The sequence below is a fragment of the Alloalcanivorax sp. C16-2 genome, from assembly GCF_046507615.1.
GTDB lineage: Bacteria > Pseudomonadota > Gammaproteobacteria > Pseudomonadales > Alcanivoracaceae > Alloalcanivorax > Alloalcanivorax marinus_A.
In genome coordinates this window covers 1,254,718-1,280,402 of record NZ_JBKFTL010000001.1, presented here as the reverse complement: position 1 = coordinate 1,280,402, position 25,685 = coordinate 1,254,718, and the positions used below count along the sequence as shown (strand labels likewise).

General features: G+C 53.8%; 20 protein-coding genes. 3 read left to right on the top strand and 17 right to left on the bottom strand.

The window, feature by feature from the left end:
* Positions 1–16: 16 nt before the first annotated feature.
* Positions 17–1,159 (bottom strand): FMN-dependent L-lactate dehydrogenase LldD, encoded by a 1,143-nt coding sequence (gene lldD / locus ACLD02_RS06090; RefSeq protein WP_410298186.1) that lies wholly within the window; start codon positions 1,157–1,159, stop codon positions 17–19.
* Between the two features lie 64 nt (positions 1,160–1,223).
* Positions 1,224–1,454: a helix-turn-helix domain-containing protein gene (locus ACLD02_RS06085; protein ID WP_410298185.1), complete on the bottom strand. Its 231-nt coding sequence runs from the start codon at positions 1,452–1,454 to the stop codon at positions 1,224–1,226.
* Between the two features lie 110 nt (positions 1,455–1,564).
* Here ACLD02_RS06085 and ACLD02_RS06080 point away from each other — a divergent pair, with 110 nt between their 5' ends.
* On the top strand, positions 1,565–1,708 hold the full coding sequence (locus tag ACLD02_RS06080; protein WP_410298184.1) for a hypothetical protein: 144 nt from the start codon (positions 1,565–1,567) through the stop codon (positions 1,706–1,708).
* Between the two features lie 87 nt (positions 1,709–1,795).
* Here the strand turns inward: ACLD02_RS06080 and ACLD02_RS06075 are convergent, their stop codons facing one another.
* Genes ACLD02_RS06075 through ACLD02_RS06050 form a run of 6 tightly spaced genes read right to left on the bottom strand, consistent with a single transcriptional unit; the run spans position 1,796 to position 12,784 of the window.
* Positions 1,796–3,403, bottom strand: a complete 1,608-nt coding sequence (locus tag ACLD02_RS06075; RefSeq protein ID WP_410298183.1) for a type I restriction-modification system subunit M — start codon at positions 3,401–3,403, stop codon at positions 1,796–1,798.
* Complete coding sequence (locus ACLD02_RS06070; protein ID WP_410298182.1) at positions 3,400–4,512, bottom strand: AAA family ATPase; 1,113 nt, start codon at positions 4,510–4,512, stop codon at positions 3,400–3,402. The genes ACLD02_RS06075 and ACLD02_RS06070 overlap by 4 nt, the downstream gene beginning before the upstream one ends.
* Positions 4,509–7,673: a DEAD/DEAH box helicase gene (locus ACLD02_RS06065; RefSeq protein WP_410298181.1), complete on the bottom strand. Its 3,165-nt coding sequence runs from the start codon at positions 7,671–7,673 to the stop codon at positions 4,509–4,511. Before ACLD02_RS06065 ends, ACLD02_RS06070 begins: the two co-directional genes overlap by 4 nt.
* A complete protein-coding gene (locus tag ACLD02_RS06060) occupies positions 7,670–8,482 on the bottom strand; it encodes a hypothetical protein (protein ID WP_410298180.1) in 813 nt (270 codons plus the stop codon). The genes ACLD02_RS06065 and ACLD02_RS06060 overlap by 4 nt, the downstream gene beginning before the upstream one ends.
* Positions 8,479–9,702, bottom strand: coding sequence for a restriction endonuclease subunit S (locus ACLD02_RS06055; protein ID WP_410298179.1), 1,224 nt, complete (start codon positions 9,700–9,702; stop codon positions 8,479–8,481). The genes ACLD02_RS06060 and ACLD02_RS06055 overlap by 4 nt, the downstream gene beginning before the upstream one ends.
* Positions 9,695–12,784, bottom strand: coding sequence for a type I restriction endonuclease subunit R (locus ACLD02_RS06050; protein WP_410298178.1), 3,090 nt, complete (start codon positions 12,782–12,784; stop codon positions 9,695–9,697). The genes ACLD02_RS06055 and ACLD02_RS06050 overlap by 8 nt, the downstream gene beginning before the upstream one ends.
* Before the next feature lie 525 nt (positions 12,785–13,309).
* Between ACLD02_RS06050 and ACLD02_RS06045 the strand changes: the two genes are divergently transcribed.
* Positions 13,310–14,746, top strand: a complete 1,437-nt coding sequence (locus ACLD02_RS06045; RefSeq protein ID WP_410298177.1) for a Fic family protein — start codon at positions 13,310–13,312, stop codon at positions 14,744–14,746.
* 150 nt (positions 14,747–14,896) lie between these two features.
* Here the strand turns inward: ACLD02_RS06045 and ACLD02_RS06040 are convergent, their stop codons facing one another.
* From ACLD02_RS06040 to rhuM, 7 genes are all read right to left on the bottom strand, one after another.
* Positions 14,897–15,664: a CPBP family intramembrane glutamic endopeptidase gene (locus ACLD02_RS06040; RefSeq protein WP_410298176.1), complete on the bottom strand. Its 768-nt coding sequence runs from the start codon at positions 15,662–15,664 to the stop codon at positions 14,897–14,899.
* A gap of 128 nt (positions 15,665–15,792) precedes the next feature.
* Positions 15,793–16,089: a hypothetical protein gene (locus ACLD02_RS06035; RefSeq protein ID WP_410298175.1), complete on the bottom strand. Its 297-nt coding sequence runs from the start codon at positions 16,087–16,089 to the stop codon at positions 15,793–15,795.
* Between the two features lie 84 nt (positions 16,090–16,173).
* Complete coding sequence (locus tag ACLD02_RS06030; protein ID WP_410298174.1) at positions 16,174–16,572, bottom strand: hypothetical protein; 399 nt, start codon at positions 16,570–16,572, stop codon at positions 16,174–16,176.
* A 65-nt stretch (positions 16,573–16,637) separates the two neighbouring features.
* Entirely contained in the window at positions 16,638–17,426 is a 789-nt protein-coding gene (locus ACLD02_RS06025) for a hypothetical protein (protein WP_410298173.1), read from the bottom strand.
* Between the two features lie 84 nt (positions 17,427–17,510).
* Positions 17,511–18,614, bottom strand: a complete 1,104-nt coding sequence (locus ACLD02_RS06020) for a hypothetical protein (RefSeq protein ID WP_410298172.1) — start codon at positions 18,612–18,614, stop codon at positions 17,511–17,513.
* Between the two features lie 306 nt (positions 18,615–18,920).
* Positions 18,921–19,574, bottom strand: a complete 654-nt coding sequence (locus ACLD02_RS06015) for a TetR/AcrR family transcriptional regulator (RefSeq protein WP_410298171.1) — start codon at positions 19,572–19,574, stop codon at positions 18,921–18,923.
* Between the two features lie 30 nt (positions 19,575–19,604).
* Positions 19,605–20,606, bottom strand: a complete 1,002-nt coding sequence (gene rhuM, locus ACLD02_RS06010; protein WP_410298170.1) for a RhuM family protein — start codon at positions 20,604–20,606, stop codon at positions 19,605–19,607.
* 280 nt (positions 20,607–20,886) lie between these two features.
* Between rhuM and ACLD02_RS06005 the strand changes: the two genes are divergently transcribed.
* Positions 20,887–21,087 carry a SymE family type I addiction module toxin gene (locus tag ACLD02_RS06005; protein WP_410298169.1) on the top strand — a complete coding sequence of 67 codons (201 nt, stop codon included), beginning with the start codon at positions 20,887–20,889 and terminating at the stop codon, positions 21,085–21,087.
* A gap of 331 nt (positions 21,088–21,418) precedes the next feature.
* Here ACLD02_RS06005 and ACLD02_RS06000 read toward each other — a convergent pair whose 3' ends face one another.
* Together ACLD02_RS06000 and ACLD02_RS05995 are read right to left on the bottom strand one after the other, a co-directional pair.
* On the bottom strand, positions 21,419–24,961 hold the full coding sequence (locus ACLD02_RS06000) for a hypothetical protein (RefSeq protein ID WP_410298168.1): 3,543 nt from the start codon (positions 24,959–24,961) through the stop codon (positions 21,419–21,421).
* 91 nt (positions 24,962–25,052) lie between these two features.
* The gene (locus ACLD02_RS05995; protein ID WP_410298167.1) at positions 25,053–25,625 is read right to left on the bottom strand and encodes a hypothetical protein; all 573 of its coding nucleotides are present in this window, start codon (positions 25,623–25,625) and stop codon (positions 25,053–25,055) included.
* Positions 25,626–25,685: the final 60 nt, after the last annotated feature.

Below are 25,685 nucleotides of genomic sequence, written 5' to 3'. Positions count from 1 at the left end.
GCCACGGCACCAGAATTCAATCGCCGGCTTGCACCAGACTCTCCCGCGAAATCTCCCCAACCGCCCTCGCCCCGGTAAGCGTCATCGCCACCTTCATCTCACTGGCGATCAGGTCCAGCACATGGGCCACGCCCTGCTCGCCGGCGGCGGCCAGGGCGTAGACGAAGGCGCGACCCAGCAGCACGCCGTCCGCGCCCAGGGCGAGCAGGCGCACCACGTCCAGGCCGGAGCGGACGCCGGAATCCGCCAGGACCGTTAGGTCGCCCTGCACCGCGTCGGCGATGGCCGGCAGCGCCCGGGCCGAGGACAGCACGCCATCGAGCTGGCGCCCGCCGTGGTTGGAAACCACGATGCCGTCCGCGCCGAACCGCACCGCCTCGCGGGCGTCCTCCGGGTCGAGAATGCCCTTAAGCACCATCGAGCCCTTCCAATACTCACGAATCCATTCCAGATCCCGCCAGCCGATGGACGGATCGAAGTTCTCGCCCAGCCAGCCGATGTAATCCTCCAGCTGGATGCGGTGACCCAGATAGGCCGACACATTGCCCAGATCGTGCGGCTGACCGCGCAGGCCCACGTCCCACGCCCAGCGCGGGTGCGTCACTGCCTGCAGCATGCGCCGCCAGGCCGCGAAGGGCCCGGACATCCCCGAATGCCGATCGCGATAGCGCGCCCCCGGCACCGGCATATCCACCGTGAACACCAGCGTCCGCACCCCCGCCGCCCAGGCCCGCTCCAGCGCGTTCTTCATGAACCCGCGATCGCGCAGCACATACAGCTGAAACCACATCGGCCGCGTCATCGCCGGCTGCACCTCCTCGATGGGACACACCGACACCGACGACAACGTAAACGGCACGCCCCGCGACGCCGCCGCCCGCGCCGCCTGCACCTCGCCCCGCCGCGCGTACATCCCGGTAAGCCCCACCGGCGCCAACACCACCGGCAGGCTCACCGCCTCCCCGAACAACCGCGCCGACAGATCCACCTCCCCCACTTCCTTCAACACCCGCTGCCGCAACGCCAGATCGCGCAGATCCGCCACATTGTGCGCCAGGGTGTGCTCGTCGTACGCGCCCCCGGCGATGTAGTGGAACAGGAACGGCGGCAGGCGGCGTTTGGCGGCGAGGCGGTAATCGTGGGTGGAGGAGATAATCATGGTTGTCTCCTGGTGGGTGGCGAACCGGGGAGCTAGACGAGGAAGTCTTTGAATTCAGTACGGACTAAAGGCCAGCCTCATTGAACAATTGGGCGGCGGAGACCTTCAACGCCCGGGCGATACGCAGGATGTTCGCGAGGGAAACATTGCGCTCGCCACGTTCCACCGCACCGATGTAGGTGCGATGAATCCCAACCTCGGTGGCGAAGGCCTCCTGGGAAATACCGGCGGCCCGCCTCCGCTCCCGGATCACGGAACCCAGCTTTTTCTGTGCGTCATCAATGTGAGTAGTCATATTTCAAATTGTTCTTATAGATGACTATAAATCTACACACTATAAGTATCATATTCAGCCGCCCTGATCTATGATGACTTTACGTATCACTCAAACCCATGGAGGGAATCATGAAAAAGCGCAAGCCGAACATTGAGATCGGGCATTATCGTGGGAGTCGGTACTGGGGCGTTTGGGTTGATTCGGAGCTGCTTGCCGTGGTGTGTTATCGGAAAGGTGCGGAGGCAATCAAATCAGCATTATTGAATAGCTGATACATAAAGCCAGTTCCATTTAGTCGATGAAAATGCGGCGCGAAGGCCGAATCATGATCAGCTTCAGGATCATAATTCGGCCACCTTTTATAGTTTCGGCAAACCTAACTCTTTCAAATGCTTATTGTGTGCTTTAGTTGCTTCAGCGATGCGCCGATCAATATCAATCAGTTGCGCATGAACCGCAGCCAAGTCGATTTCTGGTTCAGGCTCAGCGGTGTTGACATAGCGGGAAATATTAAGATTGTAGTCGTTTTTTTCAATCTCCTGCATGCTGACGCATCGAGCGTAGCGCTCGGTATTCTCAGGGCGCTGTTGGTAGGCATCGACAATTTTATCAATATGCGCCGGTAGCAGTTGATTTTGTCGCTTCCCTTTCTCGAAATGCTCGGCAGCATTAATGAAAAGTACGTCGTCTGGTTTTTTGCATTTTTTCAGCACCAAGATGCAAACCGGGATGCCTGTAGAGAAAAACAAATTGGCTGGCAAACCAATGACTGTATCAATATGCCCATCTTTAAGCAACTTGGTACGGATACGACTCTCCACTCCACCCCGGAAAAGCACACCGTGGGGCAAGATAATAGCCATAGTTCCTTCGTCGCCTAGGAAATGAAAGCCGTGCAACAGAAAAGCAAAATCGGCGGCAGACTTGGGCGCCAGGCCATAGTTTTTGAAGCGGAAGTCCTCGCCTAGCGCCTCATTGGGCTGCCAGCGATAGCTAAAGGGTGGATTGGCCACCACTGCATCGCACTGAAGCTTCTTAGCCGGGTTCATTTCGTTGAGCAAGTCCCAGTCGTTAGTCAGGGAGTCCCCATGGTGAATCTCGAACTCGCTGTCCTTGACCCCATGCAACAGCATGTTCATACGCGCAAGGTTGTAGGTCGTGATGTTCTTTTCCTGTCCGTAGATCTTGCCAATGCCGTGCGGCCCCATCTGGTGGCGCACATTGAGCAGAAGCGAGCCGGAACCGCAGGCGAAGTCCAGCAAGTTGTTGAGCTTTTTCTTCTTTCCAGAGGCAGGATTCTGACTGTCCAGCGTCACGATGCGAGAGAGGATCGTGGAAACACTTTGCGGGGTGTAGAACTCTCCGGCCTTCTTGCCGGAGCCAGCGGCAAACTGGCCAATCAGATACTCGTAGGCATCACCCAGAATGTCGCTGTCTGTTGAGAACCGCGCGATACCCTCGGCAATTTTGGTGATGATGGTGCAGAGCTTGTCATTGCGCGCCTTAGGCGTCCGACCCAGCTTCTCGGAGTTCAGGTTGATCTCGGAAAAGAGCCCCTGGAAGGTACTGGCAAAAGATTCGTTCTCAATGTATTTGAATCCCCGCTCCAGGGTTTGCAACAACTCATCGTTCTGAGTGCGGGCGCGTTCGTAGACGCTGCTCCACAAGTAATCCGGGCGAATCACGTAATGCACCTTACGCCGCATCTGCTTTTCAAAGGCGGGCACATCCTCAGCATTATCCGCGTACCAAACCGCCAGTGGTGCGCGACGGTCTTCATCATCAAGCCTGGGATAGTCCGCCCCCAGCTCCTTTCTTGCTGCTGCCTCGAAGTTATCGGAGAGGTAGCGCAGAAACAGGAACGACAACATATAGTCGCGGAAGTCGTCGGCGTTCATAGCCCCGCGCAGGTCGTCGGCGATAGCCCAAAGGGTCTTGCCCAATTGGCTGAGTTGGTCTTTGGTCATGCGTTCGCGCTCTCTTGCCTCGGCCCCGGAAACAATTCCGGGTTAAAGCGGTAGTTGTTCATGAAGTCCCTGAGAATTTTACGGAAATAGTCCTTATTCTCCGGCAGCATTTCCTGAGGCTCATACAAGGAGTAATTGCCGTGGCTGAGCACATTGACCAGCCGGGCATGGAGAATGCCGTCGGGGTCGTCACTGTCCTGCTTGATGCAGGCGGAAAAGCTGCGGAATCCGTGAAAGGTGGCCGTCTTTTCCAGGATATTACGCAGGATATTGAAGTGGTAGGTATAGACCTCCCCCGATTCAGCCACCTCGTGCAGATGTTTCAGCAAGGCCACATGATGGTAGCGCGGCGTCTCGCCAGTATCCGCCAACCGAAAATGGTCGGCCTCCTTGCTCAGGAAGCCTTTAACCGCGTTGCCCAGCTCGTTGCACATCACATTGAAGAACAGATGATGGTGTGTGGAGATCACAGTTTTAATCTGCCCGTTCGCATTCTTCAGCAGTTGCGCCAGGTGGCTGGCCACGGCAATGGCGTTATTGTCATCTAGCGATGAAATGGGGTCGTCGATATACAGGTACTTGACCCAGGCATAAGGCGAGCCCTCCTCCTGATCCACCGCCAACTGGGCGACGGCGAGAAAGAAGCACCAGACAAAGATGTTCTCCTCGCCGCGTGACACTTTGATGGGGATGGGCGCGCCGTCGACGTCTGTGTCCCGGAAAAAGGTGATTTCCCAGGTTTCGTAGTCGATCAGAAAATCAAAATCCGCATAGCGCGCCAGCAATGGGCCGATGCGATTTTCCATCTCCAGTTCTTGCAGCCCGTCAAAGAAGTGGGAATCACGGTTCAGCCGCAACACCCGTTTGGCGTCATTCTCCAGGTCGTTATCCCAGTAGAACAGGTCTTCGGTGAAGGCGTTGAAGTAGAGGGTGTCTCGGGTTTCTTCATCACCGTCACCTTGCTTTCCCTGCTCCTTGAAGGCCATAGACAGGCGCGTTTTTCCGGTACCGTTGAAGGCGAACAGCAGGATGCACTTCTTGTGCTCCAGCCGTTCACGTAGGTGGGTCGCAAGCTCGGGGAGATTTTGGAATGTGTCGCTAGTTGTCATCCCTCCACTCCATCCATGATTTGCCACGCCTTGCGATAGACGATCCCAGCAGGGCCAAGTGCTGCAGCCCAGTCTTGCGGTGATAATGCGGCGAGCCGCTGCCGGATTGCTGGCAGGGACTCTCCTGCACTGAGGTTCAAAGTCCGGGCAAGTGGCGTCGCCGCTCGACGAGGGACGCCGAGCAAGCGTAAGGTGATAGCCTCGTCGGTGGATACCCCATAGAAAACCTGTGAAGGAAGGTTGGCCAGCCGGTTGCGCTCTTCCTCCGGCAGGTCGGATGCAGTAATCGCCATCAAGGCATTCAATCCCCAGGAAGAGGTTTGCGCTAGCTTGCCAAAAAGGTTCTGTCCACACTTGGTTAAGGCTGTAACCTCATCTCTTCCGTCTTTACGGAAATGGCGTTCAGCGATGGTGGTGATTTCTTCGCCATTCACCCAGTCTTTCAGGATAAGAGCAAGCTTGTCTCCCTCTAGCGACCTCTCCCCCAAGACTTCTTGCAGGTTCCCTCTCAGCTCTGGAACCCTTAGAAGTACTCCCATCATATCCTGAAGCGTACGGTCACCCTGGCTGAATAGGCGCTCTCGATCCCAGGAATCCGGCCCGATATTGCCGCGATGAGCCATCACTGTGCGAATGCTTTGCAGTGAAAAACCAGTGCTGTCTACCAGCTTCAGGGGCTGCCCAGGGTCAGCAATATAAGAGACATAGTTCCGAATACCACCCAGCAACTGACTGGCAATTCGACTGTCCGATGCTCGCAGCTTTTCAAAGCCCAGTGTTCCTCGCAAAACCTGCTCAACCTGGTCGGCAAAGTTGGCCGGTGCACCTAACTGTCGATAGGTGTGCACGAGGTATTGAAGAAAGCTTGACCACTCGGGGTGGCGGTAAACGATCATGCCCAGGTCGGCTAGCTCATCGGCAGTCGCCTGAGCAAGCTTAATCAATGCAGAGTTCAAGTCGCCGGTGGCGCGGCCAATAAACTCCCGGCGTTGGGCAACCTCACTTTCATTTTTTGCTACGAGAGCTACTACACCTAACTGCCCTTGCGAGACACGACCAGCTCGACCAGCAATATTCCAGAAATCCTCTGGTGGCATCGGCTGGCCATATGGATAACTTGTCGCAGCCATCACAACGCCACTAACGGGAAAGTTAACGCCCTGAGCAATGGTTGTCGTCGCCACAAGCACGTCAAGCCGTTCTTTCTCAAACAGCCATTCCATCAGCATACGTATTTCTTCAGGCAACCCTCCGTGGTGTACTCCAACACCATGAGAAAGAAGGTCCACCAAAGGAAACTCCGCACCCAGCTCAGCGGCAACATACTTCTGCACAAACCGAACATCATCGGACAAGATGGGCAACGAGCCTGATTTGATCTTTTCCGCCAGTGACCAAACAAAATCCGGTCGGCTGTGCATGGCGATTACGGGACCGCGCACCTTGAGTTTGCGCACCGCGATAGCAGCCAAAGTACCTACGTCCTGCGACTTTGACAGGGTCGTTGCAAGCGCATCCTCTTTACCCAGCGAGAAGGTGTCATCGAGGTCGATGGTGTGGCGTGAGGTGTGCACCGTCTGGAAATCCAGTCGGTAGTTGCGACTACGGCCGTTAATGGCACCATCATCCACCGGGCTGACGATACCGATAGCCCGATCATTAGGCTGCCAGTCCACCCCGAGGCTGATATCTTCTGCGTTCTGGCCGCCCAGCCAGCGTGCGACTTCTCGGGCATTCTGGATGAAGGGCGTCAACAGCAGGAATTGTGCCTCCCGGCATTCGCGGTTGATTGTGGCCAATAGCAGCTCCAGTCGAAGCCCCCGTTCACCCTCCTGAATAGTGTGTGCTTCATCGACCACCACCAGCGACAAGGGGCGGCCTATCGTCTCCTCCCAACCTTGACGCAGCATCAAGTCAAATTTCTCTGGGGTGGCCACCAGAATGCGGAACTGCGTCTCGTCGTGAGACTCCCTCAGCATGCTTGCTTCAACACCGTCAACTTCCATGGCTGGGCTGACCCGTTCAATCTGCAGCCCCAAAGGCTCGAAATCTCGGCGTAACTGTCGCGTCACCTGGTTAACCAAGGCTCGAGTAGGCGCCAGATAGGCCACCCAGCCTTTACGGTCCTCAAATTGATTGAGTGCCTGCAACATGCGGAACTGGGCAATCAGTGTCTTGCCGCTGGAAGTGGGGAGGCTGACTACTACCGCCCGGCGGCTGGAACCCAACAGGCCCTGCTCGGCGAGGGTCCGGCGTTGCGGCGGCAGCACATCAAAAAGAGCGCGGTCCCCCCGGCCACGGTTGACCAGTTCGCGTACAAACTCAGTGACACGGGAATTTACGGCGCGAGTCACCGTCCACAGGGCATTGTCCGCCATTTGTTGAGCGGCGCGCGCCAGCAGCCGCGTCAGGGGCCCCAGTTCGATCAACTGCGCAGTGTCGCATGCGTCAATGGCCGGGTCGAAGTGAGAATCAAGCACTGGCTGGATCTGATGGCTGCCGTCCACCACGCCATCGGTGATGTAATGAGCCAACACATCCGCTGCTTTTGCCAGATGGTAGATTGCGATCAGCTCCAGGGCTGAACGTTTCGCGTCCAAGGGCCCAAAAGCGTGGAGATACTCTCGTTCAAATGTTTGCTGGGTGCTGCGCAGTGCGGCAACTCGCTCCAGAACGGCATCACGGTCAGACCAGCCCTTTTTGCGTACTAACCGCAGCCAAACATCCGTAAGGGTCGCCCGACAGCGCGCCCCCCAATCCGGAGCATCAAGCGGCAAGTCGGGCCATTGTAGCGACTCATCCAGGCTGCGTAACCATCTTGCGGCATCCGCACCGCGATCACCCAGCACCGCCAGCACTGAGGCCCGCAACAAATGAGTGCCCGCGTCCATGGGATTGATAGGCAGGGGCAGCATCCGCAGGAGTCGGAAGGCATCCCCAGCAGCCTGACGCGACAGCGTGCGCTTCTCGGGATCGTCGGCCAGCCGATCAACCTCCAAATCGAGTACAGCAATCTCCAGGGCAGCAGCCGATTCACGCAGAATCTCCTCATCGAAATCAGGAAGTTCCCGGCCCATCTCTCGGTAGAACTGCAGGCGGTCCGCCTCTCGCAACGCCAGGCGCCGTTTGTCCGCCATGGTATCCAGCAGCCAGTGGCTCATGCTGCGCCTCCTTGGCCGATGGCTTGTGGAAGTTGCGTGATGGGCCAGGGAAGATAGAGCGCAATTAGACAGCAACAAGTTGGAGCAGTCAGGCTGCCCGCCAACTTGCCACCACGCACCTTCAAGTCGGCTTCCCGAGGTTCTTGGTCGCGAACCAGAATGCCGAACAGCGCCAGGTCGCGACGCCCAGAATTGAGATAGCGGGTGCAAGCTGCGTTAAAGGCAGCTTGATATTCAGTGCCCTTGACGCGAGGCAAAAGCCAACTGAGCAACTGATGGATAGTTCCGAGATTCGTGGCCAAATTGTCGATTTGATGACCCAGACCGCCACTCCGACCGCTCATCACTTGTGGAGGCCATTGGGCTTCGGACGAAGATTTAACTTCACCCAAGGCCAGTCGATGGGAGTCACCAACACGCTGGAAGCCTACGATATCCGCACCCGGCAGCGAGGCGAAAGGGTTGCGCTTGTCGCGCTCATTGTTCCACGGCAGTTCCACTTCGTGATGCGCTTCTAGCACAGCCTCGGCCAGCGCCTCTCCCGCCGCCCAATCTCTCGTTTCCGGCACTTCAGCGGCAAGCACCTCTTCCAGCGCATCCTGCCCCATGCCTGTGAGGCTTAGCCCTCGGAGGTGCTCATGCAACACTTCACTACCCTCTGTGTCGTGCAGGCGCGCAGCCACCGGACCATGCATAAAGGCCATCAGCTCGGCGCCGTCATTGGCGCATTCACCCTGCCAAACCACGCAACCCTGGGTTGAGTCGTAGGCGGTTTTGGACGGAAATGACAAGGGCGTCTCTTGGCTCATACGCCAACCGCCTCCGGGATGGGGAAGAGCTGCTGCATCAGGCCTTTTTTATGGGCCTTGAGGGTGTCGAGTTTTTCCGTTTGGACGACGATCAGCTCATCAACAGATGAGAGGCAATCGGCAATTTTTTTTTGCTCTGTCAGACGCTTAGGAATCAAAAACTCTAAGTTCTCAAAGTCCTTTTGACCCAATGTTTTGTTTCTTCCAGCGCCACCTGGAGAAGCAATCCATAAAAGTTCCTTTCCTTTATGTGTAAGGAAGAAATATTTCATGTACCTAACGTCAGCTTTGTTTTCCCTCGCGCGATACATAGGAAACCTATGAGAAGCTATCATTCCCTTCTCAGCTTCATTTGTATTTGCAACTGCCAGCTCCCAAGCAAAAACGATATTCACAATTAGAGTGTTTTCTTCTATCCAAAATACCCGTTTATTACCGATCGCCGCCCCCAAAATAGGCTCTTTATGGAATATGCCTTTTCCATGTGATCGAATGCCTACCTCTCGATAAATCTGATCATCTTCAACCGTTACAGGGTCACCAATCTTCTTTAGCAGCTTGGAAAGCTTTCTGCTTATCCACTCCCCCGCATCCCGAAACTCGGGAAAGCGCAGGCCGGGGACGGTTTCGCCTTCGCGGGCGAAGAGCTTCTGCATCAGCCCTTTTTTATGGGCCTTGAGGACGTCGATCTTGTCCGCTTGCGCGGCGATCAGCGCGTCGAGGGACGAGAGGCAATAGGCTATTTTTTGTTGTTCTCCTGTTCTTTTATCGGGGTATACAACCGACTTCTCTTTAAGGGTGGAAAAGTGCCTCTTATAGCTTTCCATTTTTACCGGAGAAAATAGGAGATACTGATACAAGAACTCCGGCTCAATGACATTTTTAGATTTCAGTATTTTTATACCATCAGCACCTTGTACAAATGGTTGATCAACGATTTTCAATGCGCAGGTATGGTCGCCAAAAACGATTAATGGTGACTCAAGCGAAACAAGGGCATGTTCATCATTGGTCCAACCGCAAATGTACTCCTGGGACTGATCTACAACCGGGAACATTCCTTCATGTTCATACTGATTCGAGGTTAGCTTTTTCGGTGGTGTCACCGTGGTTACCAGGTCCTTCACCAGATCAGTGTTCCACTCCCCCGCCTCCCGAAACTCAGGAAACCGCAATCGGGGCACCAAGCCCTTCTTTTCGTTCTTCGTCGCCTTACTCATACGCCGCCAACCCCGATATCTCCCGTCCGCTGGCCTGCTTCTTCAGAACCGGCACCAGCTCTTCCATCAATGCCAGCTCGGCTTGGCTGCGCGCTTTCCAGCCCAATTCCAGCGGCTCGAACAAGTCGCTTAACTGCTCACCATCGAAGATCATGCGGTCGAGAATGCCGTCCACAAAGCCTTGAAGAACGTCGCGGTCTAGCCCGTGGCGCTCGGCCAGGGCGGCGATTTCATCGTGGGCTTTTTGAGCCTTAAAGGCCTGGTACCCGTCACGGATAGCCCGCTCGTTCAGGCCCTTGCCAGCTTCCAGGGTGTTGATGTAGGCAATGATGTCCTCGCGCTCGTCCATCAGGTTGCTGCTCGCGGCGAGCAGGTTGATAAGCTGGTCGCGGCGCATGGTCTTCTTGCCGGGCTTGTCCTGACTGAAGCGGGCGATCAGACCCATGATGTAGTCGTAGTCGATCAGCGCCGAAGAGAAGAGCACGAATTCGAAATCCAGCTGCTCGATAGCCTCCTGGGCCTCAGAAGCTTGCTCCCCGTTCTTACCCTGCTGTTCCTTCAAACGCTGGGCAGTTTCCAGATAGGCACCTCGCAATGAGCGCAGGTCGTCGTCGGGGAGGACGCTGCTGATACGTTGCTTTTGCTCTTCTTTCAGATCGGTATATTGGTCGAGCTGAGTTTTGAGGCGCTGGACTTCCTTGAAACGATTGATGAACTCCACGCGCGCGGCATCGCCCTTAATATTATAGACGGATTTGGGCTCTGCGATCCGAAGGGGGCCACCTTCGTCTTCAATGTCACCATTGCCATCTTGCCGTGCTGCAAACTGGTTCATTGCTGCGACTGCCTGTTCATATTGTTCAATAACCTTAGGTGCTGGATCCACCAGCCAAATTTCGCGCGAGCGGCCGGTGTCCTCACCAGAGAAAAGCGCAATGGCATCGTCAACGGCTTGCTCCTGGCCGCGAAAGTCGAGGATGTTGCCGTAGGGCTTGGTGTCGTTGAGCACCCGGTTTGTGCGCGAGAAGGCTTGAATCAAGCCGTGATGCTTGAGGTTCTTGTCCACGTATAGGGTGTTAAGGTACTTGGAGTCGAAGCCGGTGAGCAACATATCCACCACAATCGTGACATCGATTTTGTGCTTGTTTTGCAGATCGCTGTTGGGATATTGCTGATCCTTGATACGCTGCTGCACATCCTGATAATAGCGGTCGAACTCGCTCATGGTATGGCCGGTGCCATACTGCATGTTGTAGTCGGCGACAATCTCTTGCAGGGCGGCTTTTTTCTGCTTCGGCTCCTGCTGGTTATCGGCCTTTTCCTGAGGCAGATCTTCCTGGAGTTGCTTTACGTCCTTGTCGCCATTAGCTGGGGGCGAGAAGACGCAGGCGATATTCAATGGAGTATACTCCGGGTCTTCGGCCTGGTATTCGGCCTGAATCTCTTTGAACAAGCGGTAATAGCCGATGGCATCGTTAATCGAGGCAGTAGCCAGCACGGCGTTGAAGCGGCGCTGGTTAGTGGCTGCGTCGTGCTTGCCCAGAATCGCGTCCACTACCGCTCGTTGGGCCAGCGCCTGATCGGGCTTAGGCTTCGCCTTCCTAGCCTTACTATTTATATTTTTACTTTCTTCGCCTTCCGAATTCGCTTCAGACTTAAAATAGTCGATATGAAAGCGCAGCACATTTCGGTCATCGATGGCATGGGTGATGGTGTAGGCATGCAGCTCCTTTTCAAAGATATCCTTGGTGGTGCGGTAGCTGCCAACGGTGCCGTCGATCTGCTTGTAGCTGGCGTTCTCTTCAAAAATAGGTGTCCCAGTAAAGCCGAATAGCTGCGCCTTCGGAAAGAACATCTTGATTGCCTTATGATTATCGCCAAACTGAGAGCGGTGGCACTCGTCAAAGATGATAGCAATCCGCTTGTCCCGCAGTGGTGCAAGCCGCTCCTTGTAGGTCTGCTTGCCCTTTTCTATGTGCTGCCTGGCTTTCTTGCTGGTTTCATCGAGCGCCAGGCCGAGCTTCTGGATGGTGGTGACTATTACCTTGTCGGCATAATCCTCCGAGAGCAGGCGACGCACCAGACTTTCGGTGTTGGTGTTTTCCTCGACGCAGCCTTCCTGAAAGCGGTTGAATTCCTCGCGAGTCTGCCGGTCCAGATCCTTGCGATCCACTACGAACAAACATTTTTCAATGTCCGGGTTGTCCTTAAGCAGCGTGGATGCCTTGAAGGAAGTGAGCGTCTTGCCACTGCCGGTGGTGTGCCAAATATAGCCATTGCCCCGGTTCTGGTGGATGCAGTCGACAATCGCCTTGACCGCATAGATCTGGTACGGCCGCATAATCATCAGCTTTTGCTCGCTGGCAACCAGTACCATGTAGCGGCTGATCATCTGTCCCAAGGCGCATTTGGCCAAAAAAGCATCAGAAAAGTCATCCAGATGGGTGATCTTGCGATTGCCTTCATCGGCCCACTGATAGATAGGCAAGAATCGCTCATCAGCGTTGAAGGCGAAATGCTGAGTCTGGTTGTTGGCGAAGTACCAAGTGTGGTCGCGATTGCTGACGATAAATAGCTGCGTAAAACATAGCAGCGTATTGGAATAGCCATTGCCAGGTTCATTCCGGTACTCGACAATCTGCTCCATGGCTCGGCGGGGGTTGATTCCTAGGGTTTTCAGCTCGATCTGTACCACGGGCAGGCCGTTGATCAGCAGGATCACATCATAGCGATGATGGCTGTTTTCGGTATTGATGCGCAGTTGGTTGATGACTTCGAAGTCGTTTTTACACCAATCCTTGAGGTTGACCAGCATGTAGTGTAGCGGCGTGCCATCCTCGCGCTGGAAATAGCCATATTCCCGCAAGGTCTTGGCGGCCTGAAAGACATCGGCGTTGATGATTTCGTCGCGCAGGCGGGCGAACTCGGCGTCAGTCAGGCGGACGCGATTGAGGGCCTCGAACTTGTCGCGAAAGTTTTGCTCCAACTTGGCCTTGTCACGGATGTCAGGACGATAGGAGTATTTAAGGTCTTCGAGCTTATTGATTAATTTTTGCTCGATTTGGCTTTCTTTCAGAGGCATCCCATTGTCTCTTTTCGTGGTATCCAGCTTAAAGTGTGCGCTCTTGCTTGGGACTCTAATCTATCATGCTAACCAGTCGATTGCCGTCAGAATCTCGATCGGTATGGAGACGCAACATGCGGCCTTTCTCTGTCGCCGTGCCTGCGTCGATTGCCTTTTACTGAACGTCCATCGCACGAAATAAAAACAGAAATATCAGCGACTTACAAACTAGGCCAGCCAACTTCACTAGTGCCTTGCCCCCGAACCTCAAGTTGCCGCCAGCGCCCCTGCTAATTCTCCGATTCGACCTCCAGGAACGCGCGGGGCAGGTAGCAGGTACCTCAGTCCGGTTCCATGTCTGCAGCCCCCCCAAAAAAGCGCCTTGCGGGTGCTGAACGCCGGACACCGACTGCAAATCTGGCGACACCGTGAAGAACCCCGAATCCTGCAGCCAACGCGTCTTGCTCCACGGGAGCCCCACCTAATCCTATGCGCAACATTAATTGCGCATAGGATTGATAACTGCGTATAGGCGTGCTTTAATTGCGCATAAATCTCAATGCGCAACATACTCAAATCATGGCGAAACCCATACCTGAAAAGGCGCTACAGGACATCGAGGCGGTGGTCTCCGCTCACCCCGAGGGTGTCGGCCTGCAAGCCGTCCTGGACGCTCTTGAGCAATCATTGCCCCGGCGCACACTCCAGTACCGTTTAAAACACCTGGTGGATGCGGGCCGGCTCATCAAGACCGGGGGAAAGCGGTGGGTCCGATACTTCCCTGCGGATACCGAGCGCAGGACGAGCAGCAGCGTTAGAGAACCCTCCCACGAGGAAGCGGCGGGCGCTATACCTGTCTCCCGCCAGGCCGCTGAGATCCAGACCGCCTTGCGCAAGCCGCTTCGGTCACGCAAGCCGGCGGGGTATCAACACAGCTTCCTCGACCAGTACCGGCCCAACCATACGGCGTACCTTGCACCCGCCGAGCGCGCGCATCTTCGGGAAATCGGCACGCCACCCTCGGGACCCCGGCCGGCGGGCACCTATGCGAAACAGATTCTGAACCGCCTGCTGATCGATCTTTCGTGGAACTCCAGCCGCCTGGAGGGGAACACGTACTCCCTGCTGGATACGAAAAGATTGATTGCCTTCGGGGAAGAGACGGCGGGTAAGGCGCACATCGAGTCGCAAATGATCCTGAACCACAAGGACGCCATCGAATTTCTGGTGGGCTCGGCGGAGGAGATCGGCTTCAACCGCTATACGATCCTGAACCTTCATGCGTTGCTGGCTAACAACCTGTTGGCCGACCCGGAGGCAACCGGACGCTTGCGCCGAATCGCAGTTGGCATTGAGAAGTCCGTGTTTCACCCCCTCGAAGTGCCACAATTGATTGAAGACTATTTTGATCAGATTCTGGCGACGGCCAGCGCCATCGACGATCCTTTCGAGCAGGCGTTTTTTATCATGGTTCAATTGCCATATCTGCAACCCTTCGATGACGTGAACAAGCGCGTTTCCCGGCTGGCGGCGAATATACCGTTCATCAAAGCCAACCTGATCCCGCTCTCCTTCACGGAGGTGCCCGCTGACATCTATACCGAAGCGATGCTCGGCGTGTATGAACTGAACCGGATCGACCTGCTCAAGGACGTTTTCATTTGGGCTTATGAGCGGTCGGCGGCGCATTACACCGCCGTCAGACAATCGCTCGGCGAACCCGACCCGTTCCGGTTAAAGTACCGCTCGGCATTGCAGGACGTCGTCCAGAATATTGTGCTTGAGCGGCTGAACAAGAAAGCCGCGTTCAACCGCATTGTTCAATGGGTGGAACAGCATATTCCGCAAGAGGACCGGCAGCGGTTCAGGGAAGTGGCCGAAAACGAGGTCCTGAGCCTGCACGCCGGCAACTTTGCCCGCTATCGGATTAAGCCCTCACGATTTTCGGCGTGGCAAGAGGTTTGGTTGGCGAACCCGTGAGGCACAGCCGGCCAGTGACTGAACCGGCAGGGCGGGTCCGCACTTACACGTTTGTCCTGAGCCACCACCGCCGTCACTTGCTGGATAGCGGCGCCGTTTTTACGAACTTGAAAGGTGTGACACTTTCTGGTGTCCCCTGCGTCACCATTGTTAGGCCACTACAACGCTAATGGCAGAGCTCACCACATGCGCCAACGCGTGGGCGATCATCGCCGTCTCCAAACCGTATCGCCAGAACAGGTAACCGAAAAGTATGCCGAAGACCGTGTTCGCGCCGACGATGAACATTGTAACGTCAGTGGTCAACATCTCAACCTGCGCTGCGGCAGCTGGCAGGTGACCTGCGCCGAATAAGAGTGCGCTTACGACAATGGCGAGCCAGATATAGATGATCTTTGGTGTACCTATTCGACGTTGCAGGAGGCGCCACGCCATCCAAACGAGTAACGTCATAAGCCCCCACCGTAAAAGCAACTCCTCCGTGATGCCGCCATAGAGAACGCGGGCGAGGAGTGGCACGGTGAACGGCTGATCCATGTCAGTAATCTCCGCAGGGGCGTAGCCGCCAACCGCAAAGAGTCCAAGCCCTCCCAGCAAGCCGCCAAGGATCCCCGGGGGTAGTTGGGGGCGGAGTGCTGCTGCTACCGACTGATTATTGACCGCTGCCTCAAACGCGGGAGCACCGAGACCAACCTTCGGTGCAAGCGAAGTGCCGGCCCACACAACGAGCGCGACAAGGACCCCGCTCTGCGTGATGCTCGCCACAAGAACAAGCCAGGAGGGTACCGGGAGGGACGCGTCGCCCAAAACCTGGGGAAGCACCGTGATGCTGAGAACACCGACACCGAGCATGCCTGCAAGGAACAGGAGCAAGCCGAGCTTAAGTCGCGGAAACCTGAGGGAATCATTCATTGTCATAGACGTGTCCTGCGGCATAACGCTTGCGGCATGCGCGCGCTTGGAATGTAGCCGAAGGCGCGATGTAAAGGGCGTCGCCGTGCCTGCACTAGTTAGGTAGCGGTCACACGCTCACCCGCAGAATTCGGTCAACCCCATCCGGCTTTGAAGGCTAAAAATGCAACCAAAAGACCAGCCAAGACACTCAAGGAGACAACTCCAATCGGTTTTTCGTACCACGATTTCCGGCTTTCTCTCTGCTCAATTGCTGCGAGCGCCATTTTGATCGGCTGAATTAACGCGTTGGGCTCAGTGAGCTTTGGCAAAATATAGGCTAAATGCTCACGCACTTGCTTTTGCGTTTTCTTGGGCTGCCCAGAATCATGAGCCAGGGAGATACTAGCCTCAATGTCCTTGGTAAGCTCACTCTTAGTATCAATCTTCATACTTCTACCTAACGCTGTGGTTTGGGGCGGCTGGAGCGTAGCGTAAGCCGTCCCAGCCGCGAAGCGGCGACAAACACCACCTTGTTAGAGCCACTGCGCCACTTGAACAGCCACGCCTGCTCCGGCAACGATAAGGCCCAACGTGGCCATGCTATTGCCGCCAGAAAACAGCTTCATTTTCTTCACTAAAAACGGTGCAGATAAGACTAACAGGAATGCAGTGCCGTAGAGATACTTAAAATCCTCTGACTCAAAGCTTAAGCCGAACAGAAGAACGCCCCAAACCAAAAATGCAAAAACCACGTACTCAAGGATAAATGGCATCAATGATAAAACATCGCCGAGATCAGCTTCTGCGACTTTATCCATTTGCTCGTCGAAACTGACGAACCACGCAGGCCTTCTAGTCTCGCCCCAAGCAAGAGCAAGGCCGAATATCTCCAGGGTCATTGATAACTTTGTTAGATCCGACACATCAATCATTGATCTCTCTATAACGCCAGAGTAATCCGCCGTTTGGAGCGCCAGCGCAAAACGGTCGGTTTGATTCAATGGTTAGGCTGATATACGTCGTCAGCCTTGATTCGGTTGAGCACCAATAGAAACGAATCCAAGGCTTGCTGCACAAATAGCGATGTTCCGTTATTTTTTTCCCAAGGATCGATCATTAGCACAATATTTAGGAACGCCATTACTTTCCTTTTCTGGTGGTTCAGATACGAGACAATATCTCCTTCGACTCTAGGTCGGCCTGAGCTGTCGGCATACAGGATTTTATTTCTAGTGGTTGCGACATCCTTAACATATTTCAGCACGTCATCGAAACCAGCACCATTGACCAGTTCATTGAAGTTGTTTTCGAATGTACAAACCTCACCAGTATAGGATTCAGAAACGGTGAAGTTTAATGGCGGCACCGGGCGCGCGGTGACCTTTTGTTTAGGCATATTCAGTAGAAGCTCTATCGCCTGCCTTCCATTCGTCTCGATGTGGTTGAGGTAGAACTTATCAAATGGGCTAGAGTCGTGCTGAAGCGTCTCATCAAGGAATGCACCTATTCCCAATAGAAATGGATAAAGCCCTAATTTGTATGTATGCTCTTTGAACAGTATTCTTTTTGAATTTTGATATTTGTGGTTCTTCAAACAATAAAATAGTGCGGATGCGGCCTCTTCTTCTGCGGTTATTCCTCGAAAAAACGCCATTTCGATATCCAAATCACGTATCGCCGACGCTTTTTCTAAGTGAAGTATGGAATTTCTCCCACAATTCTTGATTGCCCCACGACAACCCTCGATACCTTGAATAGTTTTATGTTCAAACTGTGAGAATTCCATAGCTTCTTTGCCTAACGCCCGCATTTGTCGCTGGTTTGGAGCGCAGCGGAAAATCAGTCCGACAACATGCGCTTTTTAGCCATTTCAGTCACTTTTACTATGCTTATTTAGCTCTAACTTTTTAATTATTTCCATTACGATTTCATGGACATTGATTGGGTAAGGATCGGCGCCAACTTTTGAATAATCCCCTGCTGCAAAGAGTCTATTAGCAATTTGAATCTTTATTTTATGCTGTTCGTCAATAGGCAGTGAGGCTATATATGGACTAATAGCCTTCAGGTCTAGCGATGTCTGCAAGTGGTTATACTGTTGTTCTCGATGTTTGGCTGATTCTCGAGCCAAATATGCGGCCGGCACAGACAGCATTACAGCTAAAACCATACGAAAAACAGAGCTCTGCCACTGAAAATCTTCAGTTGTCGTTTCCCAAAACGAATAACAGACAACAGCGACAATAACGGCCATACACCCAAGAGATGCGCACCTTAGCCAGTCTGCCATTTTCTTTTCATCTGCTGAACTCGTTTCAAAATCACCGGCAATTGCCCGCCCTGAAACGTGCCCAAGGACATCATCTATTTGTTGTTTCTTAGAATCAATCTCATCTTTCGCCTCTTTATAGAAAGACGTTATTTTTTCTATTTCACTTTTTACTTCACGTTCTAATTTTTCAATCTGGCCACTTAACTTGACCGCATTAGATTCACTTTCGTTTAATAACTTTTTTATTCTCTGGTCATGTGCTATGTGATCATTAGAAATCTGTTTGAAGTTATTTTTAATGGACTGATAGTTAGCCAATGATAAATCTGCTTCCTTCGAATCAATTGGCTCCATTGGCTTATATTCAAGAGGACTATTTTCAGTTAAATCTCTATATTCATTTGACTTTCTTAGTAGGTCTGAGCCAATATTTTTCATTTGACTGTCTGCATCTTTAAATTGAGCTATACCTTGCCCAATAACTTGTCCATATATTGCAACTGCACTTGCTGAGCTAGCAATTTTTTCAATATCTCCCCGTTTTGTGGCTGCGGAATAGGCATCTAGGTGCTGGTAGAAAGATTTAAAACCATCTCTTAAGTTTTTAGAAATCGGAATATTACCAATGTAGCCTTTTAGTTTATCTACATAATCTTTGAGATCGGCTGCTTTTTCATCGAATTCAATCAATGTACTTTCCATTGCTTTCTCTGTAGTTAAGGCACGGGTTGGAATAAGTGGCTAACAGGTATTAGGATGCCAGCGCGAATATCCAATGAACGCGCCGGCGTCATATCATTCTTCTTGGATTCCTTAGCGCAAAATAAAACCAGAAAAGTCAGCCACTTACAAATTCAGGGAGCAGGCTTTCTCCTGATGTCTTGACCAAGTCACTCTCCCAAAAAAAGGCCGCCAACGCCCAAGCGCCAACAGCCTTTTAAGTAAGCCCTTACTAATCACCCAAATCAGATAAATCCCAGGTCAGCCCCCATGCTGCAACAAGTCCAGCTAACCACCCTCCCCCGGCAACGGCAACCCAGCAATCCGCCTGGCATCCCCCGGCGGCACCCCCAACGCCTGCAGCACCATCTCCGCCGCAATACGGTCGGCACGCTCCACTTCACCCTCTTCCACCAGCAGGTTCATGGCGCCCAGGGTGGCGGAGATCACCATGCTCAGGGCCATTTCTTCGTGGGCGTAGTGGAAGTCGCCTTGGCGGCGGCCGGCTTGGAGGTCGGCGCGGAGGTAGGTGGCGAGGGCGGAGCGCATGCCTTCGGCGTAGCGGATCACGGTGATGAGGACGCGGGTCCAGTCGGGGTCGGTGCGGGCTTTGTTCGTGAAGGTGCGCACGGCGATGCTGAGGCGTTCGGCGCCGCTTTCCTCGGCTTCGCTGACAGTGAGGATCTGTTCGGAGAGTTGGACGGCGAGTTCCAGGCCGACGGCTTCGAGGACTTGTTCGCGGGAGCGGAAGTCGTTGTAGAGGGTGCCGTCGTCGAGGGTGTTGAGGGCCAGGCCGCCGACGCCGGCGCGGGCGTAGATGCGCAGGGCGGCGTCCAGCAGTTGCCGCCGGGTGCGGGCTTTCTTTTTGTGACCCCGGGTGAGGGTGTTGGCCGGAGCTTTACGGGTGCCGGGCGTCGCGTTTTTGCCATGTGACCGTTCCAACCGTGGGCTTGGCCCTGAGTGGGACTGCCTTCATTCGGTACTCGTCTCATCCTTGCTGGCCACATTGCTGTCATCCGCAATCAGGTTCATCACGAGCCGCGCCATCAGATCCTTGGCCTTCGGGTCGCTTTCGGCGATCAACAGCGTCAGGGCAGTCAGGCCCTGCTCGTTCAAGGTCAGGCGCATGCCTTCCTGGCGCAGGTAGAGCAAGAACAGGAAGGCGCCGGAGCGCTTATTGCCGTCCGAGAAGGGATGGTTCTTGATCACAAAATACAACAGGTGGGCGGCGCGTTCTTCGCGGGTTCCGTAGAGGGGCTCGCCGAACATGCTTTGTTCCAGGTTCCCGAGGATGGCGGCCAGGCCGTCATCCCGGTCCCGGGCAAAAAGGTCGCTCGCTTCTCCCCTATCGCGCAGTTCACCGGCCAGGGCATCCAGGGCACGGCGAGCTTCATCCACGCCCAGCACGCCGCGGGCCGGACGGGCCCCGGGAGGCACGCCCAGCGCGCCTTCGTCATAGTCCTGGAGCAAGCGCCAGGTGCGCGCATAGCCGAGGATCAGACCAACCACTTCTTCGCCAATGTCGGAGACCTGCTCTTGTCGGGTCAGGGTCTGGCCGAGCTGTTCCACGGCCTGCTCCAACTCGGTGAGGCCCTGCCGGGCCAAACGGTGCTCGTTGAGGGTGTAGCCCTGGGTCAGATGTTCGCGGAGGACGCGGGTGGCCCATTGGCGGAAGCGCGTGGCGCGCCGGGAACTGACCCGGTAGCCGACGGATATCACCGCATCCAGGTTGTAGTGCTTGAGCCGCCGACGGACCTGGCGCTTGCCCTCCTGACGAACTACCGAGAAATCCTCGGTGGTTGCCGCCTCGTCCAATTCCGCCTCCGCGTAGAGGTTCTTAAGGTGCAGGCCGATGTTGTCCGTGGAGGTGTCAAAAAGCTCGGCCATCTGACCTTGCGTCGCCCACAGGGTCTCGCCCTCCAAGCGAACCTCCACCTGACGGGCGCCCTCCTCGAAAATGACGATGTCACTCACACAACCTCCTTATCGTAATCATCCGCACTGGCCATATTGACAGTACATTACACGAAGGTACACTTGATTCAGGAGCCTAGAAACTCCAACAGGCGGGCAAAGCCGCACCCCGGAAGCATTGCGGCTTTTCTGTGCCCGAAATCCGGGACGTAATGGCCGGGAGGTCCGGCGAATACAACACCTGCTTGCAGGAAATAGTCGGAGCAGTACCTGTTGCTGTTTCTAGCCTCCCGACCGCCCTATTTACGCAACCTAGAAATTGCACAACAGGAGCAAGACCATGAAACAGCGCAAACTGAAAGTCCGCAAAGGCCACCGGGACTACACCCTGAAGAGCAAGCCTTATAGCGGCAATCCGATTATTCCTTTTCTTCTTCTCAAAGGTACCTGGCTGGAACAGGCCGGATTCACCATCGACACGCCTGTGTCCGTGATCGTGGAGGACGGGCGGCTTTCGATTGTTCAGGAGCGCCTTCAGTGAGCGGCTGGCCCCGGCTTTGCGCCGGGGCTTCTCGCTTCCGCGAGATAGGCCAAAGGCAAGATCTAACCTTATAGATTACTGCCAGAAACTGCCGTCAGCATTGATGCCAGATTCACTCCATGCGCAAACGCCAAGTCCGATTCTCGGATGATAAAAAAGCACCGCTCTGACAGGATGCCCCATATTTTGAGAACTATTCATCAAGGGACACTATATAATCTCAGCGTTCTTCTTCGTTCATACGGCTAACGCCAGCCGTAACCGGCGTACTTTTGGTGAGCGCAGCGAGCAAGGAATATAACCGCGTTTACGGTCTTGTTAAATATTGCTATTAGTCATCATCCGGGTCTTTATAATCGACAATTATTCGCTCTGCCTCTCGGTCATAGCCGTCCGCCAAACCTCGCAAGGTAACGGCAAATCGCTGAAAACCTGCGTTCTCTACATCCTCGGCTTTGCTTCGGAACTGATCAGCGAGTTCTCGCTCCGGTTTTCCGGTTGGGTCAACGCAATGAATACCGCGTGAGTTGTATATCCCCGTCTTGTAACCATCTCGCATGTCATCAGCTTCGCGGTCATTCAGTGCGGCAGCGACCGCGCGGCGTATCCATAAGCCGTCTTGATCGGGTGGGGCATGAATCAATACTTCGCCAATATTGATGAGCGCAACTTCCAGGTGGCCGGATTCCGTACAGGCTTCCTTTACACTTCGGAGCCATTCAGTAAAACGCTCTTCGCTGAATGTTCCATCTTGTTGTGTTCCAGGCGGTGTCTTCCACTCATGTAGTAGCCGCCAGGCATTTGTTGCAATTGCCTTTGATTCCTCGGTTAGCTCTCTCGGCGTCTGGCCCTCTTTCTTGGAACGGTAGATAAGGCGAATTGCCTCGCAAAAGAACTCCGGGTCATTGGCCAATCTGCTTTCAAGAAGTTGGGGCGCAGCACCTCTATAACGGTCGAGCAAAGGAACATATGCCCACTCAACTCTAAAGAGATCATCCAGGTCCACTGAAGATTCTGTCTGGAGAAACTTAATCAGTTCAACAATGTGGTACGCATGCATGGCGTAGCTGGGCTCACTGGAAGAAGGCGCTGCAAGCAGCGCTCGAACACATTGGCTACTATCGATTGGCTGCTTGGCATGGCGCATCCTGTCCAGACAGTCGATTGCTGCATATGGTCTCCCATGTTCAATCAGTTTTTCAACTGCATCGGCAAGATCACCATCGGCCTGATAAGCATTCGCGTCGGTGCGAATCCAGTATTCACACTCTTGCGCCTGGAGCCATTCAGAAGCACGGCGCCATGTTTCTTTTGTAAACGGTAAATAAGCCAGGAATTGTCCTACTTGCTCGGGCGTCCAACCAGATTTATCGAGATCGTCGCACCACTCCCAGCCTTTGAGAAGATAACGCCTCCAGATAAAACCGCTCACCAAGGCGTTGCGTTTGTTGTCTTCTGACGCCAGGAAGGCGGGCAAAAGGGTGCGCTCAATGACTGAATCGACAATAACCCCTAGCGCTTGCCCTACCTGACCGGCTGAGGAAACTGATTCAGCAAATCGGATAACACCATCGGAACCATCTTGATGAAAGATTTCCGAAACGGCCATTTCGCGTCGCGCGTCCAGTTTCTTCCGCTGCTCCTCCCAATCGCCGTTCTCTTCGTACAGATCAAAGTCACTATCTGTAAAAAGATGCTGATATAAATTGAAAGGGTTAGTGGGAGCGAGTTGCTCTGCAACGTGCTCAATCCTGGTAATCAGTTCGTCGGGAATTGCCCATTTCGCATCGGAAAACCTTCGGTGTTTGTTTGTAAACTTCGTAAGATGGTCCCAAATCGAAAGTCGTTGCTCTTCGGGGAGTTCTGAAATGGGTTTGGAAGCAAGAACCTGGAGCAGTTGATCAAAAGCGGGTTCAGGCAAGTCATCAAAATGACCAATCAATGTGGAAAGCCTACTGGTATTTTGACCAGCGGCAGTCACCGCAAGTTCCGCGTAAAAAGATGACTGCTGCCAGTATGCCTTATGCGTAACGCTTTTTTCCCAATCATCGGGGATGACCTTTCGCCAGGTTGGTTTGTGAGATCCAGAAGAGATCTGGTGCTGGCCGGGCAGAAGCTGGATGATCAAATCCCAGCCGATATCCGGCCATTCCTGTAGGATCGTACGGACAGCCACCTTGCGCTTGTCAACAGATGCCAGAGTTTGCGGAAGCCAGGGTAGCAAAATGGTTGCAAGCGAATTGGCTGGGCGATTAGCCCACTGGCCGCCGGGGTCATGGCTGGCAAGTTCACCGAGCGCAACACAGACGCGAACCAGATACTGTTCATCCCAAGCCAGCCCTTCCAACGCCCATAGCAGACCGATTAAATAGTTACCGCCAGTGAAGCCGTTTCCCTCCTGGGAAAAAAGCTCATCAAAAGGACAGGGCGTAAGACGCATCGCCTTTTCGACCACATCAAGAAGTTCATCCGGGGCGGCTTCCGCCAGAGTGGGCAGTAAACTGTTAAGGCTACCCCACAAAACCCAGTCAGCATCGGTTAGGAGTTCACGTATCACCAATACGCAGGTTGCTTCAGCTTGCCCTTGCGAGCAGTTAGTGCACGCCTCCTGTTGGTTTCCCAGAATAGCCAAGCCCTCGGCAATGCCTTTTCGCAACACGTCTGAATATTTTAGCACCTTGCCATGAATGCTTGCCGCGTATCGCTCTTCAGCGGGCAGTTCAAATCCGGGGTCTGGCTCCTTCAGTACGGAAACCGAAAGCAACTTGAACGTGTCGAGGTTCTGATCAAGGATACGCGATCCCAGTAGACTCCAAAGCTCGGCTCGATCAACAATTTTCCAGATGCCGTTTCTGAGAGACAACGGGCTGTCAGGGCAATGCAATATTTCCCGTGCCTTCTTCAACCATTCGTCATAACTGATGCCAAGCAGTTGGACTATCGACTCAAGGTCACATTCATTTTTTTCGTTCCAGCTCCCAATCAAGACCGCCAGGGCCAAATAGGTGGCGTCCGGGTGCCGAGCCCAATCGGTTCTAGGTTTCTCCTGTGCCGCCTTGAACTCCTCGGGCATCTCCGCTACAACCCTTTTTTTGAAGGCATCCAGAAGGTCGTCCGGGATCTTGCTGGGTATAATGGTCCCGGCATCCTGATTCCAGGTTTGTACGATATCGACAACCCGTGACCAGACCCACTGCGGAGACTGTTGCTGGAATTGGGAAATGTGGGAATGCAGCAGAGACAGGACTACACCGAACTCGCTCCCAAGATCGTAGCCGAGTAGATGAAAGTGGTTCAAGAAGTCATAGAGTTCGTCCCTTGAAACATCGTTGCCGCCTTTTGCTACCTTCAGATGATGCTGAATGACCTCCAGTTTCTCGGCACTCTTGGGTGGGCTGAAATTTGCCTGCTGGACGTTTCTAAAAAATTCATCAACGTCTTGGGTGTGCCTCGCCTGGTTCAGCAACCATTGCACATTATGTGCATCAGTCACGCTGAGCGGCCCTGTGATCAGTGCAATAATATCCTTACCCCTAGAAAACACCTTAGGATTATTGAAATCATTCCAAGCGGCCTGCATCACCTCCCCAAAAAGGGTGCTGCCCTGCGTGATGGCAATGGTATGCTTGATCTGCCCGAGAAGTTTCCGCCTTTCATTGCTGTTCAAGTTTTCTACGACAACAACGAGGTCGTCTGTATCAAAGCCGTCGATTTTGCCCTGAAGTTTGATTTCTGCAATTGGCCAACAGGGAAGACATGGGGCATGACCGCCAGTGAGCATAAGTGCAACAAAAGACGCCTGGACATGCGCTTCAAAATGAACACCGCCACCGCCCGTAGAAAAGGGATTGCTTAGCTTTTTCTTCTTCACCATCTATGGCTGCTACTCTTCTTGGTGACTTGGGTTCCTAACGCGAAGGGAAGCGGCGGCTAAAAGCCGCCCGACTTGCGCGACTGGTTAGGTCTTAAAGCGCAGAGTCAATTTTATCCACGTACTCTGTGCATTCTTCGAATACGCTTTCAACTTCACCCCAAAAATCTTCATTCAAGATTATTTTCTGGTGGCCACCCGAAAAATAACTGAGTAAAACGCCGTCTTTTGTATCAAATTTCAGAATTCCGTGTGCGAAAGCATTGCGCCAAATCATGATTTTCTTGAGGCAACCCTGAAGCTTACTCGACTCTTTACCTTTCAATACCTCGGTTTCTTTGACGACCTTGCCAATAAGGGTCTTTTTGAACGAAAGCTGGAAAGATGACGATTGCAAAACTTCATTTAAAAACACATTTCGGCGACTTGTCGGAAAGTTAGTTTTTCCAAAAAAGAAGTCCGCAATCGTATCTTCGAGCTTTTTTTCTAGGCAAATTGTAGACCAGATTATATGCATTCCGTTCTCTCTAGCAGTACCGAGCATAGAGATTTCATCAGCGCCTATTGCGCCCAAATAGACCTCGCCATTTCCATCGGCCTCCGTACTGCCATCCAATGAAATAGGTATAGAAACAGTATTAGTTGCGGGCAAAGAAATTTTTCTCATTCAAATCACCTAACGCCGGAAGCAACCGCCCGCTTTTAACGAAGCGAAGCGTAGTGAAAA

Excerpts from the sequence above, each read along its gene's own strand:
- lldD (WP_410298186.1), bottom strand. The coding sequence starts at position 1,159 with ATGATTATCTCCTCCACCCACGATTACCGCCTCGCCGCCAAACGCCGC.
- ACLD02_RS06085 (WP_410298185.1), bottom strand. The coding sequence starts at position 1,454 with ATGACTACTCACATTGATGACGCACAGAAAAAGCTGGGTTCCGTGATC.
- ACLD02_RS06080 (WP_410298184.1), top strand. The coding sequence starts at position 1,565 with ATGAAAAAGCGCAAGCCGAACATTGAGATCGGGCATTATCGTGGGAGT.
- ACLD02_RS06075 (WP_410298183.1), bottom strand. The coding sequence starts at position 3,403 with ATGACCAAAGACCAACTCAGCCAATTGGGCAAGACCCTTTGGGCTATC.
- ACLD02_RS06070 (WP_410298182.1), bottom strand. The coding sequence starts at position 4,512 with ATGACAACTAGCGACACATTCCAAAATCTCCCCGAGCTTGCGACCCAC.
- ACLD02_RS06065 (WP_410298181.1), bottom strand. The coding sequence starts at position 7,673 with ATGAGCCACTGGCTGCTGGATACCATGGCGGACAAACGGCGCCTGGCG.
- ACLD02_RS06060 (WP_410298180.1), bottom strand. The coding sequence starts at position 8,482 with ATGAGCCAAGAGACGCCCTTGTCATTTCCGTCCAAAACCGCCTACGAC.
- ACLD02_RS06055 (WP_410298179.1), bottom strand. The coding sequence starts at position 9,702 with ATGAGTAAGGCGACGAAGAACGAAAAGAAGGGCTTGGTGCCCCGATTG.
- ACLD02_RS06050 (WP_410298178.1), bottom strand. The coding sequence starts at position 12,784 with ATGCCTCTGAAAGAAAGCCAAATCGAGCAAAAATTAATCAATAAGCTC.
- ACLD02_RS06040 (WP_410298176.1), bottom strand. The coding sequence starts at position 15,664 with ATGACAATGAATGATTCCCTCAGGTTTCCGCGACTTAAGCTCGGCTTG.
- ACLD02_RS06035 (WP_410298175.1), bottom strand. The coding sequence starts at position 16,089 with ATGAAGATTGATACTAAGAGTGAGCTTACCAAGGACATTGAGGCTAGT.
- ACLD02_RS06030 (WP_410298174.1), bottom strand. The coding sequence starts at position 16,572 with ATGATTGATGTGTCGGATCTAACAAAGTTATCAATGACCCTGGAGATA.
- ACLD02_RS06025 (WP_410298173.1), bottom strand. The coding sequence starts at position 17,426 with ATGGAATTCTCACAGTTTGAACATAAAACTATTCAAGGTATCGAGGGT.
- ACLD02_RS06020 (WP_410298172.1), bottom strand. The coding sequence starts at position 18,614 with ATGGAAAGTACATTGATTGAATTCGATGAAAAAGCAGCCGATCTCAAA.
- ACLD02_RS06005 (WP_410298169.1), top strand. The coding sequence starts at position 20,887 with ATGAAACAGCGCAAACTGAAAGTCCGCAAAGGCCACCGGGACTACACC.
- ACLD02_RS06000 (WP_410298168.1), bottom strand. The coding sequence starts at position 24,961 with ATGGTGAAGAAGAAAAAGCTAAGCAATCCCTTTTCTACGGGCGGTGGC.
- ACLD02_RS05995 (WP_410298167.1), bottom strand. The coding sequence starts at position 25,625 with ATGAGAAAAATTTCTTTGCCCGCAACTAATACTGTTTCTATACCTATT.